Source organism: Nesterenkonia cremea (genome assembly GCF_014642675.1).
Classification (GTDB): Bacteria; Actinomycetota; Actinomycetes; order Actinomycetales; family Micrococcaceae; genus Nesterenkonia; species Nesterenkonia cremea.
Window position 1 is genome coordinate 255,760 of the sequence record NZ_BMIS01000002.1, and the last position, 13,100, is coordinate 268,859.

General features: G+C 67.5%; 12 protein-coding genes. 9 read left to right on the forward strand and 3 right to left on the reverse strand.

The window, feature by feature from the left end; genetic code table 11:
* Position 1: 1 nt before the first annotated feature.
* From uvrC to secG, 9 genes are all read left to right on the forward strand, one after another.
* Positions 2-1,918: an excinuclease ABC subunit UvrC gene (gene uvrC, locus IEW85_RS03425; RefSeq protein ID WP_188682722.1), complete on the forward strand. Its 1,917-nt coding sequence runs from the start codon at positions 2-4 to the stop codon at positions 1,916-1,918.
* Positions 1,919-1,931: 13 nt separating this feature from the next.
* On the forward strand, positions 1,932-2,831 hold the full coding sequence (gene rapZ, locus IEW85_RS03430; protein WP_188682723.1) for an RNase adapter RapZ: 900 nt from the start codon (positions 1,932-1,934) through the stop codon (positions 2,829-2,831).
* Positions 2,788-3,843, forward strand: a complete 1,056-nt coding sequence (locus IEW85_RS03435) for a gluconeogenesis factor YvcK family protein (RefSeq protein ID WP_188682724.1) — start codon at positions 2,788-2,790, stop codon at positions 3,841-3,843. The genes rapZ and IEW85_RS03435 overlap by 44 nt, the downstream gene beginning before the upstream one ends.
* A gap of 112 nt (positions 3,844-3,955) precedes the next feature.
* A complete protein-coding gene (gene whiA / locus IEW85_RS03440; protein ID WP_188682725.1) occupies positions 3,956-4,936 on the forward strand; it encodes a DNA-binding protein WhiA in 981 nt (326 codons plus the stop codon).
* A 137-nt stretch (positions 4,937-5,073) separates the two neighbouring features.
* Complete coding sequence (locus tag IEW85_RS03445; RefSeq protein ID WP_188682726.1) at positions 5,074-5,697, forward strand: superoxide dismutase; 624 nt, start codon at positions 5,074-5,076, stop codon at positions 5,695-5,697.
* Positions 5,698-5,845: 148 nt separating this feature from the next.
* Positions 5,846-6,853 carry a type I glyceraldehyde-3-phosphate dehydrogenase gene (gene gap / locus IEW85_RS03450; protein WP_188682727.1) on the forward strand — a complete coding sequence of 336 codons (1,008 nt, stop codon included), beginning with the start codon at positions 5,846-5,848 and terminating at the stop codon, positions 6,851-6,853.
* Between the two features lie 102 nt (positions 6,854-6,955).
* Entirely contained in the window at positions 6,956-8,197 is a 1,242-nt protein-coding gene (locus IEW85_RS03455) for a phosphoglycerate kinase (protein WP_188682728.1), read from the forward strand.
* Between the two features lie 23 nt (positions 8,198-8,220).
* The gene (tpiA, locus tag IEW85_RS03460) at positions 8,221-9,036 is read left to right on the forward strand and encodes a triose-phosphate isomerase (protein ID WP_188682729.1); all 816 of its coding nucleotides are present in this window, start codon (positions 8,221-8,223) and stop codon (positions 9,034-9,036) included.
* Between the two features lie 91 nt (positions 9,037-9,127).
* A complete protein-coding gene (gene secG / locus IEW85_RS03465; protein ID WP_188682730.1) occupies positions 9,128-9,373 on the forward strand; it encodes a preprotein translocase subunit SecG in 246 nt (81 codons plus the stop codon).
* Here the strand turns inward: secG and IEW85_RS03470 are convergent.
* Genes IEW85_RS03470 through IEW85_RS03480 form a run of 3 tightly spaced genes read right to left on the reverse strand, consistent with a single transcriptional unit; the run spans position 9,257 to position 13,083 of the window.
* Complete coding sequence (locus IEW85_RS03470; RefSeq protein ID WP_188682731.1) at positions 9,257-10,447, reverse strand: ABC transporter ATP-binding protein; 1,191 nt, start codon at positions 10,445-10,447, stop codon at positions 9,257-9,259. The genes secG and IEW85_RS03470 overlap by 117 nt on opposite strands.
* A gap of 13 nt (positions 10,448-10,460) precedes the next feature.
* A complete protein-coding gene (locus IEW85_RS03475) occupies positions 10,461-12,101 on the reverse strand; it encodes an ABC transporter permease (RefSeq protein ID WP_229658753.1) in 1,641 nt (546 codons plus the stop codon).
* Positions 12,073-13,083, reverse strand: a complete 1,011-nt coding sequence (locus IEW85_RS03480) for an ABC transporter substrate-binding protein (protein WP_188682733.1) — start codon at positions 13,081-13,083, stop codon at positions 12,073-12,075. Before IEW85_RS03480 ends, IEW85_RS03475 begins: the two co-directional genes overlap by 29 nt.
* Between the last annotated feature and the right edge of the window lie 17 nt (positions 13,084-13,100).

Sequence of the window (13,100 nt, forward strand, 5' to 3'; positions counted from 1 at the left end):
GATGGCTGATCCCGCCTCCTACCGACCTCAGCCGGGCGAGATTCCCACCTCGCCCGGGGTCTACCGCTTCTTGGATCCTCACGGCCGAGTGGTCTACGTGGGCAAGGCCAAGAACCTGCGGTCCCGGCTGAACTCCTATTTCGCCCGGGTGGCCACGCTGCACCCCAAGACCTACGCCATGGTCCACGCCGCCTCGCGGGTGGAGTGGACTGTGGTGGGCTCCGAGCTGGAGGCCATCCAGCTGGAGTACACCTGGATCAAGCAGCACACGCCCCGGTTCAACATCATGTATCGGGACGATAAGTCCTATCCGTACCTCGCGGTCACCATGAACGAGAAGTTCCCGCGGGTCCAGGTCATGCGCGGGGACAAGAAGCCCGGGGTCCGCTACTTCGGTCCCTTCCACCCCGCCAAGGCCATCCGCGAGACCGTGGACACCATGCTGCGGGTCTTCCCGGTGCGCAGCTGCTCCGCCGGCGTCTTCCGCCGCGCCCAGGCCTCCGGCCGCCCGTGCCTGCTGGGCTATATCGACAAATGCTCTGCTCCCTGCGTGGGCAACATCTCCGAGGAGGACCACCGCGCCCTGGCCGAGGAGTTTGTGGAGGTCATGGCCGGACGCCCGGGGCCGCATATGCGCCGGATCGAGCGGCAGATGAAGGACGCCGTCTCGGAGCTGCGCTACGAGGACGCCGCCCGGCACCGTGATGACCTGGAGGCTCTGCGCCGGGTCTTCGAGCGCAACGCAGTGGTGCTCTCCGAGGAGACCGACGCCGATATCTTCGCCTTCGCAGAGGACGAGCTGGAGGCCGCCGCCCAGGTCTTCCACGTCCGGCAGGGACGGATCCGCGGCCAGCGCGGCTGGGTGGTGGAGAAGGTGGAGGAGACCGACGCCGCCGCCATGGTCGAACAGCTGCTCCTGCAGGTCTACGGCGCCATCCCGGACACCGAGCGCATCCCGCGCGAGGTGCTGGTCCCGGAGCTTCCGGAGAACGCCGAGGAGATCAGCACCTGGCTGCGTCAGCTCCGCGGGGCTCGAGCGGACCTGCGGGTGCCCCAGCGCGGAGACAAGGCCTCCCTGCTGGGCACGGTGAAGGAGAACGCGGACCAAGCCCTGGCACTGCACAAGGCCCGGCGCAGCTCGGACATCACCACCCGCTCGGCCGCGCTGCGCGAGCTCCAGGAGTCCCTGGGGGCGCCTGAGCCGCTGCTGCGCATCGAATGCTTCGACATCTCCCACACCGGGGGCACCAATGTGGTGGCCTCCATGGTGGTGCTGGAGGACGGGCTGCCCAAGAAGAAGGATTACCGCCGTTTCTCCATCCGTGGGGAGGCCGCCCGGGACGACACCTCGGCCATGCACGATGTGATCACCCGGCGCTTCTCCCGGTATCTGAAGGAGCAGGCCGAATCCGGTGAGGCGGCCCCGGTCTCTGGAGAGGTGGACGCCGAGGCCGAGGCCGAGGAAGAGCGCGGGCGCTTCGCCTATCCGCCGTCGTTGGTGGTGGTGGACGGCGGACAGCCGCAGGTCAACGCGGCGGCCGCCGCCCTGGAAGAGCTGGGCATCACCGATCTTCCGGTGGTGGGGCTGGCCAAGCGGCTCGAGGAGATCTGGCTTCCCGACGACGACTTCCCGCTGGTGCTCCCGCGCAGCTCCGAGGCGCTCTACATGCTCCAGCGGATCCGCGATGAGGCCCACCGCTTCGCCATCGCCTATCACCGCTCCAAGCGGTCCCAGCAGATGACCGCCTCCGCCCTGGACGAGGTGCCCGGGCTGGGCCCGGCCCGCCGCGCCGCCGTCGTCGAGCATTTCGGCTCGGTGGCCAAGCTGCGCGAGGCCACCGCCGAGGAGGTGGCCGAGGTGCCCGGCATCGGCCTGGCCACGGCGGAGAAGATTCTCGACCACCTGCAGCAGGAGTAGATAAGGTCGTCCTATGAGCAATGGTGATGCCCTGACCCCGGTGAAGCCTCCGGAGAACGAACTTCTGATTCTCACCGGTATGTCCGGGGCCGGGCGCACCACAGCCGCCCACGCCTTGGAGGACATGGGGTGGTACGTGGTGGAGGGGCTCCCGCCGGAGCTGATCACCACCATGATGGACATCATCGCGCGGCATCCGGGCTCGGTGGAGAAGCTGGCCGTGGTCCTCGATGTGCGCAGCCGTGGACTGTTCACCAACATCCAGGATGCCCTGGCCCAGGTGAAGGCCTCCGGCATCAACTACCGGATGCTCTTCCTGGACGCCTCGGACGAGCTGCTGGTCCGCCGCTTCGAACAGGGCCGCCGCCCGCATCCGCTGCAGGGCTCCGGACGGATCCTTGACGGGATCATCGCCGAGCGCGACCTGCTCAAGGACATCAAGGGCGGGGCCGAGGTGGTCCTGGACACCAGCTCGCTCAACGTCCACGGCCTGGCCAATTCGATGAACGACCTCTTCGCCGCCGACGGCCCCATCCAGCTGCGGCTGAACGTCATGAGCTTCGGATTCAAATACGGTGTGCCCGCCGATGCCAACTTTGTGGCCGATGTGCGCTTCATCCCCAACCCGCACTGGGTGCCTGAGCTGCGTCCGCTGACCGGTCAGGATGCGGAGGTCCGAGACTACGTCCTGGAGAACCAGGGAGCCGGCGAGTTCGTGGACCGCTACGTGGATGCCCTGCTCCCGGTGCTGGAGGGCTACCGCCGGGAGAACAAGCACTACGCCACCCTCGCCGTGGGCTGCACCGGTGGCAAGCACCGCTCCGTGGCCATCTCGGAGGAGCTGGCCCGCCGCCTGGATCAGCAGCCCAATGTCACGGTCAACACGGTGCACCGCGATCTCGGACGGGAGTGAAGGCGTGAAGAAATCCGTCTTCCGGGTCTCCGCCCTGGGCGGGGGCCACGGTCTCTCCGCCACCCTGAAGGCGCTGCGCATCATCGCCGCCGAACATCTGACCGCCATCGTCACCGTGGCTGACGACGGCGGCTCCTCCGGCAGGATCCGCCAGGACATGGACGTGCTGCCCCCTGGGGATCTGCGCATGGCTCTGGCCGCCCTGTGCGATGACACCGAATGGGGCCAGACCTGGGCCCAGGTCATGCAGCACCGCTTCCGCTCCAAGGACGGGGTGACCGGCAGCCTGGACGACCACGCCATGGGAAACCTGCTCATCGTGGCGCTCTGGGAGCTCATCGGCGACCCCGTGGACGGACTGCGCTGGGCCGGAGCTCTGCTGGGAGCCCGCGGCCAGGTGCTGCCCATGTCGCGTCAGCCGCTGACCATGTCCGGACTGGTCCACCCGCCGGCCCAGATCGGGTCCGAGGGCGGCTCGGATATCAGTGCTGAGCCTGACGCCGAACCGGTGCGCATCGACTCCCAGGTGGAGCTGGCCAGGGCCGGACGGATGGGCAGGCTCTCCGATGTCGAGATCCACCCCGCCCAGGCGGAGGCCTGCGCGGAGGCGCTCAACGCCATCGAGCTCAGCGACTGGGTGGTCTTCGGCCCCGGATCCTGGTACACCTCCGTGCTGCCACATCTGCTGCTGGAGGCGATGAGGACCGCACTGTATGAGACAGAGGCCAAGCGATGTATCGTGATGAACCTCATCGCAGAGACCGACGAGACGGCGGGCATGTCCCCGGCGGACCATCTGCGGGTGCTGCACCACTATGCCCCGCAGATCCGGATCGACCGGATCTTGGCCGATCCGGAGTCGGTGAAGCAGTCTGAGAGGGAGGCGTTCCAGGAGGTCGCCGCGCAGATCGGAGCGCAGGTCGTCTACCAGGAGGTCCGTTCGGCGGACCGTCCCGACGTCCATGACCCGCTCCGGCTGGCGATCGCACTGAACGAGGTGTTCAGCAGCTGACCAGGCTCTGCAGCAGCTGGAAGGAACCTGAATCAGGGCATTGAGGCCCTCATCGGGGAATCCAGTAGCATAGCGGGGCTGACACAACCGGAAGACTCAGGGGATCGATCACATGGCGCTGACCGAATCGGTCAAGGAAGAGCTCTCTCGCCAAGAGGCGGAGACCACCTCCGAGCGGAAGGCAGAGGTCTCCTCGATGCTCCGTTTCGCCGGCGGACTGCACATCATCTCCGGGCGCATCGTCATCGAGGCAGAACTTGACCAAGCCGCCTCGGCCCGCCGCCTGCGCGCCGCCATCGCCGAGGTCTACGGACACGACAGCGAGATCATCGTGGTCTCCGGAAACGGCCTGAAGAAGGGCTCCCGCTATGTGGTCCGCGTGGTGCGCGAGGGGGAGACCCTGGCGCGCCAGACCGGACTCCTGGACGCCCGGGGCCGCCCGGTGCGCGGCCTGCCCTCGGTCATCGTCAACGGTTCGGTGGCCGACGCCGTCGCCGTCTGGCGCGGAGCGTTCCTGGCCCACGGCTCGCTCACCGAACCCGGCCGCTCCTCCTCCCTGGAGGTCACCTGCCCCGGTCCGGAGGCCGCTCTGGCGCTGGTCGGCTCCGCCCGTCGCCTGGGCATCACCGCCAAGGCGCGCGAGGTGCGCAATGTGGACCGCGTGGTCATCCGCGACGGCGACTCCATCGCCCAGCTGCTCACCCGTATGGGCGCCCACCAGACGCTGCTGATCTGGGAGGAGCGTCGGATGCGCAAAGAGGTTCGGGCCACCGCCAACCGCCTGGCCAACTTCGACGACGCCAACCTGCGTCGCTCGGCCCAGGCCGCTGTGGCCGCCGGTGCCCGGGTGGAGCGCGCCCTGGAGATCCTGGGGGAGGACGTCCCCGATCACCTCAAGTACGCCGGAGAGCTTCGCCTGGCCCATAAGCAGGCTTCCCTGGACGAGCTGGGCCGGCTGGCTGATCCGCCGATGACCAAGGACGCCATCGCAGGACGGATCCGCCGCCTGTTGGCCATGGCTGATAAGAAGGCCTCTGAGCTGGAGATCCCCGGCACCGAGGCCAATGTGACTTCAGACATGCTGGAGAATTAGTCACCCCTAAAATCTCCTTTCCCGTTCGGGATTTCCTCCCTGGGTGAACACCTCGTTCATAGTGCGTAGTGCTCTTTCTGCCTGATGCCTATCGGCATAGGATGAGGGGCGGAACCCATCTCATAAGGAGGAAGATCATGGCTGAGTACACCCTTCCGGAACTCGACTACGACTATGGCGCTCTGGAGCCCCACATCTCGGGCCGCATCATGGAGCTGCACCACTCCAAGCACCACAACACCTACGTGGGCGGCGCGAACACCGCGCTGGAGAAGCTGGCCGAGGCTCGCGAGAAGGAGGACTACGCCTCCACTCCGCTGCTGCTGAAGAATCTGCAGTTCAACCTGGGTGGTCACACCAACCACTCCATCTTCTGGAAGAACCTGACCCCCAACGGTCAGGGCCGTCCCGAGGGCGAGCTGGCCGCAGCCATCGATGAGTACTTCGGCTCCTTCGAGAAGTTCCAGGCCCAGTTCACCCAGGCCGCACTGACCATCCAGGGCTCGGGCTGGGCGATCCTCGCCTACGAGCCCATCGGCGGCAACCTGGTGATCGAGCAGTTCTACGACCAGCAGAACGGCGTGCCGGTGGCCACCACCCCGCTGCTGATGCTGGACATGTGGGAGCACGCCTTCTACCTGGACTATCAGAACGTGAAGCCGGACTACGTGAAGGCCTTCTGGAACATCGTCAACTGGGACGACGTCGCCTCCCGCTTCGACTCGGCTCGGTCCGGCGCGGCCAAGCTGGTCACGCCCTGATCGACGTGACAGAATAGTCTGCGATAAATAAAAACTGCGTTCTACAGGCAACCTGAGAACAACGATGTTGTTGGGGGTCAGTGGGATCGGCTTTGGCCGTCCTGCTGATCCCCAACGCATGTCTTGAGGCAAAAACGAAAGGGAACATATGGCGACAAAGATCGCGATCAACGGTTTCGGGCGCATCGGCCGCAACGTCCTGCGTGTGCTGGAGGACCAGAACTCCGACCTGGAGCTGGTGGCCATCAACGACCTCACCGACCCGAAGGCTCTGGTCACCCTGACCAAGTACGACTCCGTGCTGGGCCGTTTCCCTCAGGACGTCTCGCTGGACGGTGAGAACCTGGTGGTCGGCGGCAAGAAGATCCGCCTGCTCTCGGACCGCGACCCGGCCAACCTGCCCTGGGGCGAGTTGGACGTGGACATCGTCATCGAGTCCACCGGCTTCTTCACCACCAAGGAGGCCGCAGGCAAGCATCTGGAGGCCGGCGCCAAGAAGGTCATCGTCTCCGCACCCGGCAAGGGCGTGGACGGCACCTTCGTCCTCGGCATCAACGAGGACACCTACGACGCCGAGAACCACACGGTCATCTCCAACGCGTCCTGCACCACCAACTGCCTGGCGCCGCTGGCCAAGGTTCTCAACGACGAGTTCGGCATCGTCGAGGGCCTGATGACCACCATCCACGCCTACACCGGTGACCAGCGCCTGCACGACGCACCGCACAGCGACGCCCGCCGTGCCCGTGCGGCAGGCGTGAACATGGTGCCCACCTCCACCGGTGCGGCAGCGGCCATCGGCCTGGTCGTCCCCGAGGTGGACGGCAAGCTCGACGGCTTCGCAGTCCGCGTGCCCACCATCACCGGCTCCGGCACCGACCTGACCGTGACCATCGAGAAGGACGGCGTCACCGCTGACGACGTCAACGCAGCCTTCAAGAAGGCCGCTGAGGGCCCGCTGAAGGGCGTCCTGTCCTACAACGAGGACCCGATCGTCTCCACCGACATCGTGGGCGACCCGCACGCCAGCATCTTCGACGCACCGCTGACCAAGGTCATCGGCAACACCGTCAAGGTCTTCTCCTGGTACGACAACGAGTACGGCTACTCCTCCCGCCTGGTGGAGATGGCCTCCTACGTGGCCGGCAAGCTCTGAGCACGCTGACCACCGCGCCTGCGACGGCGTGATCCAGTGGGGTGTCCCGGGCTCCGGCCCGGGGCACCTCTTCTGTCTGACGACGATTGGTAACCTGATCCCATGACTGCCAGAAATACGCTCGATGCCCTGCTCGAGGCCGGAGTCTCCGGCCGCACGGTTCTGGTCCGCTCGGACCTCAACGTCCCCTTGAAGAAGGAGGGCGAGGCGCGCATCGTCACCGACGACGGCCGCATCCGCGCCTCCCTCCCGGTTCTGGAGAAGCTGGCCCAGGCCGGCGCCAAGGTCATCGTGACCGCCCATCTGGGCCGTCCCAAGGGCGAGCCCACCTCCGAGTTCTCCCTGGCCCCGGTGGCCGCCCGCATGGGTGAGCTGACCGAGGTCACCATCCGCCGCGCCGATGACCTGGTGGGCGGGAGCGCCCGTTCCGCCGCCGACTCCCTGGGCGAGGGCGAGATCCTGCTGCTGGAGAACGTGCGCTTCGACGCCCGCGAGACCTCCAAGGAGGACGCCGAGCGTCAGGAACTCGCCGAGGAGCTGGCCGCACTGGTCGGCTCCGGCGGCGCGTATGTCAACGACGCCTTCGGCGCAGTGCACCGCAAGCACGCCTCGGTCTACGACATCGCGAGCCGTCTGCCCGTCTATCAGGGCGACCTCGTGGCCACTGAGCTCAAGGTCCTCCAGCGTCTCACCGAGTCCCCGAAGCGCCCCTACACCGTGGTGCTCGGCGGCTCCAAGGTCTCCGATAAGCTCGCCGTCATCGAGAACCTGATCCCCAAGGCCGACGCGCTGCTCATCGGCGGCGGCATGGTCTTCACCTTCGCCAAGGCCCTGGGCTATGACATCGGCAAGTCCTTGGTGGAGGAGGACAAGCTGGAGACCGCGAAGGGCTTCGTGAAGCTCGCCGAGGAGAGCGGCTGCCGGCTGATCTTCCCCACCGACATCGTCATGGCCGCCTCCTTCGCCGCCGACGCCGAGCACGAGGTGCTGCCGGTGGGCGAGCTGGAGACCGGCAAGCATGGCGCCGAGGCGCTGGGCCTGGACATCGGTCCGGAGTCGGCGAAGGCCTTCGCCGAGCAGATCAAGGCCTCCAAGACCATCTTCTGGAACGGCCCCATGGGCGTGTTCGAGATGGAGGCCTTCGCCGGGGGCACCGCTTCTGTGGCCCAGGCGCTCACCGAGACCGACGGCTTCACCGTGGTCGGCGGCGGCGACTCCGCCGCGGCGGTGCGCCTCCTCGGCTTCGACGAGGAGGCCTTCGGCCATATCTCCACCGGCGGCGGCGCCAGCCTCGAGTATCTCGAGGGCAAGGACCTGCCCGGCATCGACGCCCTCACTGCCTGAACACCACGGAAGGACATCCTGATATGACCACCCAGAAGGACGGGAAATTCGTCCGTCGCCCGCTGATCGCCGGCAACTGGAAGATGAACATGGACCACATGCAGGCCATCGCGCTGGTCCAGAAGCTGGCATGGACCCTGGACGACGCCGGTCATGACTACGAGCGCGTGCAGGTCTCTGTGTTCCCGCCGTTCACCGATCTGCGCGGAGTCCAGACGCTGGTCGCCGGAGATAAGCTGGGCATCGACTACGGAGCCCAGGACCTCTCGGACCAGGACTCCGGCGCCTACACCGGAGACATCTCCGGGCAGTTCCTGAACAAGCTCGGCTGCAGCCAGGTGCTGATCGGCCACTCGGAGCGCCGCGAGATCCACGGTGAGAGCGATGAGCTGCTGAACTCCAAGATCCGTGCGGCCCTGCGCCACAGTCTGGCCCCCATGCTCTGCGTGGGCGAGGGCCTGGAGGTCCGCGAGTCCGGCCAGCACATCGAGCATACGCTGGCCCAGCTTGCGGAGGCGCTCAAGGGTCTCTCCGCCGAGGAGCTCTCCGAGCTGATCGTGGCCTATGAGCCCGTCTGGGCCATCGGCACCGGCAAGGTGGCCGGCCCGGAGGACGCCCAGGAGATGTCCGCGGCCATCCGCGCCAAGCTGGCAGAGCTCTACTCCCAGGAGTTCGCAGACAGCATCCGCATCCTCTACGGCGGCTCGGTCAAGGCCAAGAACGTCGCCTCCATCCTCAAGGGTGCCGATGTGGACGGCGCCCTGGTGGGCGGCGCGAGCCTGGAGGCCGAAGAGTTCGCCAACATCGTCTCCTTCGAGAAGCATCTCGTCACGGAGTGAGTCCAGGTGATGCCGGGATGACGCCTCGTCCTCAGCGAGGCGTTATCCTGGTAGCTGGTACTTTTCCCGCTAGTCGTCACGAAAGGTCGCTGTGACCGCACTGTCCCTCGCTCTCCAGGTCACCCTGGCCCTGATCAGCCTGCTGCTGATTCTGCTGATCCTCCTGCACAAGGGTCGCGGCGGCGGCATGTCCGATATGTTCGGCGGCGGCGTGACCTCCTCACTGGGATCCTCCGGTGTGGCCGAGCGGAACCTGAACCGACTCACCATCACCTTGGGGATCCTCTGGGGCCTGATCGTGGTCACCCTGGGTCTGCTCATCCAGGTCACCGCCTGAGAAGAACACTCCACCGTTCACCTCCGCCCGCACCCGCTCACCGGGTGCCGGACGCCATCCCACCGTCTCGCCGCGCAGCCGTCTGCCTGCCCAGCTGACCTCCACGTCATGGGCGTGCCGGCCGTAGAGGCTCGAGACCACCTCCGCCTCAGCCCCCTGAGCATCATCGCCCTCGGCAGGGGAGAGGATCACATGATGCGGGGCCACTGCCAGCACTCCGGCGCGTGATCCGCCGGAATCTGCCGCTGATCCGTCGTCCTGCGGCTGAGAGATGCTCTCCCGCGGCACCTGAAGCTTCATCTCTGCACAGCGGAACCCTTCGGCTCTCAGCTCCCCGTGGAGCAGCGCCGCGTCCTGCAGGAACTGGGCCACGAAGCCCGTGGCCGGCCGCTCCATCAGCTCATCCGGGCATCCGATCTGCTGGATGCGCCCCTGGTCCAGCACCACGATCCGGTCCGCCACCGCCAGGGCCTCCGACCGGTCGTGGGTGACGTGAAGGACCGTGAGCCCCAGCCGTCTGGACATGGACTGCAGCTGCGCCCGCAGGGAGGCGCGCAGCGGCTCATCCAGCGCGGAGAGAGCCTCATCCAGCAGCAGCACACGCGGTTCATGGATGATGGCCCGTGCAAGAGCCACCCGCTGCCGCTGTCCGCCTGAGAGCTGGTCAGGACGCCGGCCGGCCATCCCGGCCAGGCCCACCATCTCCAGCGCCTCCTCCACCCGGCGACGGCGATCGCCGCCGCGGATCCCGGCCAGACGCAGCGGGTATCCGATGTTCTCGCCCACCTTCATATGCGGCCACAGGGCGTGCTGCTGGAAGACCATGCCCAGGCCGCGGTGCTCCACCGCCGTGCTGTGCTCGGAAGAGGACACCACCTGCTCGTCGATGCTGATCCGCCCGCGGCTCGGAGCGGTGAAACCGGCCAGGCTGCGCAGCAGCGTGGTCTTGCCGGAGCCCGAGGGCCCCACCAGGGCGATGATCTCCCCGTCGGCGATGTGCAGGATCACTGCGTCCAAGGCCCGGTGGCCGTCCTCGAAGACCACGTCCACGGCATCGAAACGGACTGAACTCATCCTGGGGTTCCTCTCATCGGGTATGCAGACGGCGGGTGATCAGCCCCATGCCCAGCAGCCCTGCCACGGTGACCAGCACCGAGAGGGCGGCGGCGGAGCCGTAGGAGCCGGCCTGCTGCAGGTTGAAGATGGCCACGCCCAGGGTCTGGGCGTTCGGGGCCAGGAGCAGGGCGGAGATGGTCAGCTCGCGCACGGCGGTCAGCAGCACCAGCAGTGCGCCGGCCGCTGCCGCGGGCAGGGCAAGCCGCACGGAGACGTCGCTGAAGGCGCGCAGCGCAGAGGCACCGCTGACCCGCGCGGCCTCCTCCAGGGCGGGGGAGGTGGAGCGCAGCGGCGCCTCGATGGCCTGCACCACCAGCGCCAGGAAGGACATGACATAGGCCCAGAGGATCAGCCAAGGGCTGTTGTAGAGGCCCAGATGCGGGGCCAGGAGCAGCCAGCCCACAGCCACGATCAGTCCGGGCACCGCCAGCGGCAGCAGGGAGACCTTGCGCAGCAGGCTGCGTCCGGGCAGCGAGGTCCGGGTCATCACTGTGCCGATGGCCAGCCCCACGACGCCGGTGATCAGCGCGGCACCCAGCGCCAGGCTCAGGCTCAGCTGCGTGCCCTCAGCCGCCCAGGGGCTCTCCAACACTGAGCTGAAGTTGCCCAGGCTCAGGTTTTCCCAGCTCAGCTCCATGCCTGGCGCCGGCAGCAGCGCCTGGATGAGCAGAGCGCTCAGCGGCAGGGCGGTGATGCCCAGCACCGCGGCCCAGGTGGTCCCGCCCAGCAGCCAGGGCCGCTTCAGCGCCAGCGGCGCAGCGCGGGAGACCGAGGGCTCCAGGGCATAGGAAGCCCGGGAGAAGCGCCGGATCAGAAGCATGCCTGCGGCCACCATGAGCAGCAGCACGACGCCGACGCAGGCCGCCAGCTCCACCGAGTTGTCCACGGTGCCTGAGCGCACGAAGCGGTAGGCGATGGTGGCCAGCGTCTCGTAGCGCTCGGGTGCGCCCACCAGGGCGGGGATGCCGAAGTCGGCGAGGTTGGAGACGGTGACCAGCACGAAGGAGGAGATCAGAGCCGGTCGCAGCAGCGGCAGGGTGATGTGGGCCAGTGCGCGCCGGGACCCGGCTCCGGAGGCTCGGGCTGCCTCCTCCAGCTCGGCAGGGATCCTCGCCAACGCCGCGGTCAGCAGCAGATAGGCGATGGGGTAGGCGTGCAGAGCCAGCAGCAGGATCACCCCGTCCCCGCCGTAGATGCTCCACAGCGGGCGCCCGATGAGGCCCTCGGCGGCGCTGTTGATCATCCCGGAGGGGCCGAAGAGACCGATCCAGCTGATCGCCCCGATGAAGGGCGGGATCAGCAGGGGACTCAGCGCCAGGATGCGCAGCGTCGCGCGGCCGGGCAGCCGGGTGTGCTCGATGACCAGTACCAGCCCCAGGGCGATCAGCACGGCGAGGGCTCCGGAGAGGACAGCGGAGCTGAGGCTGTTCCAGGCTGCCGCCGCGACCTCCGGCTCGGCGAGCTCCTCCAACCGTCCGCTGGCCAGACCGTAGAGGGCGACGGTGCCCAGCGGCACCAGCACCACGGTCAGGCAGAAGAGCCACAGGCCGGCGTTGATCAGGCCCAGTGCGGGCAGCGCCCGCTCAGCCTCCCACAGTCGAGTCGAAGGCATCCAGCGCCTCGCCCTGGACCTCGGTGATCTCGGAGAGGCCCTCCTCCATGAAGCTGATCTCATCCAGCCTCGGGGCGCCCTCAGGGGTTCCCGCATCCTCGCGGACGGGCAGGTAGTTCTGCTCCACGGCATACTCCTGGCCGCGCTGGCTGATCACATAGTCAACGAAGGCCTGGGCCGCCTCGGCCTCCTCCGTGGCCTCGAAGATCCCGATGGGCTGGTAGATGTAGGGGACACCCTCCTCGGGATACGAGACCGCCGCAGGGGAGCCGGCGTCGTGCAGATCACGCATCATGAAGTCCACCACGACGCCCACCGGCTGGCTGCCCTCGGCCACCGACTGGCCAACCGGTCCGTTGGACTCGGCGATCACGGGGGAGTTGCCCCCGAGGTCTGCGAACCAGTCCTCGCCCAGATCGTCCTGGAGGTACCAGACTGCGGCATTGAAGGCGGCGGCACCGGAGACGGCCGGATCCGGCAGGGTGATCTGACCGTCGTACTCCGCTTCGGTGAGCTCCTGCCAAGAGGCCGGGGCGGCGTCGTACTCTGCGGTGTTGTAGGCGATGACGGTGGGGATGATTCGGGTGCCCACATACTGGCCCTCGGGGTCCTGCCACTGGTCGGGGACGGCGTCGAGCTCCTCGGAGTCCAGTTCCATGAGCAGGCCGTCCTCCTTGAACCCTTCGAAGGTGGGAGCATCGGCGGCCAGGAAGACATCGGCGCCGGGATCTCCGGCGTTCAGGTCTGTCTCCAGGCGGGCCGTCAGATCACCGGTGCCCGCACGGAAGACCTCTACCTCGATATCGGGCTCCACCTGGGCGAAGTCGGCCAGAAGCTCGTCGATCTTCTCCTGAGGCTCGGAGGTGTAGAGCGTGATCGTGGTGGCCCCAGAGCCGTCGTCGCCGGTGCCGCAGGCGCTCAGCAGCAGCCCCGCCAGAGCGGTGGTCCCCAGTGCGGCCCGACGTCGTAGAGTCTGTGTCATAGTCCCTCTTCATCCGG

Bases quoted from the DNA above. Each gene is read 5' to 3' on its own strand.
- uvrC (WP_188682722.1), top strand. From the start codon at position 2: ATGGCTGATCCCGCCTCCTACCGACCTCAGCCGGGCGAGATTCCCACC.
- rapZ (WP_188682723.1), top strand. From the start codon at position 1,932: ATGAGCAATGGTGATGCCCTGACCCCGGTGAAGCCTCCGGAGAACGAA.
- IEW85_RS03435 (WP_188682724.1), top strand. From the start codon at position 2,788: ATGTCACGGTCAACACGGTGCACCGCGATCTCGGACGGGAGTGAAGGC.
- whiA (WP_188682725.1), top strand. From the start codon at position 3,956: ATGGCGCTGACCGAATCGGTCAAGGAAGAGCTCTCTCGCCAAGAGGCG.
- IEW85_RS03445 (WP_188682726.1), top strand. From the start codon at position 5,074: ATGGCTGAGTACACCCTTCCGGAACTCGACTACGACTATGGCGCTCTG.
- gap (WP_188682727.1), top strand. From the start codon at position 5,846: ATGGCGACAAAGATCGCGATCAACGGTTTCGGGCGCATCGGCCGCAAC.
- IEW85_RS03455 (WP_188682728.1), top strand. From the start codon at position 6,956: ATGACTGCCAGAAATACGCTCGATGCCCTGCTCGAGGCCGGAGTCTCC.
- tpiA (WP_188682729.1), top strand. From the start codon at position 8,221: ATGACCACCCAGAAGGACGGGAAATTCGTCCGTCGCCCGCTGATCGCC.
- IEW85_RS03470 (WP_188682731.1), bottom strand. From the start codon at position 10,447: ATGAGTTCAGTCCGTTTCGATGCCGTGGACGTGGTCTTCGAGGACGGC.
- IEW85_RS03475 (WP_229658753.1), bottom strand. From the start codon at position 12,101: ATGCCTTCGACTCGACTGTGGGAGGCTGAGCGGGCGCTGCCCGCACTG.
- IEW85_RS03480 (WP_188682733.1), bottom strand. From the start codon at position 13,083: ATGACACAGACTCTACGACGTCGGGCCGCACTGGGGACCACCGCTCTG.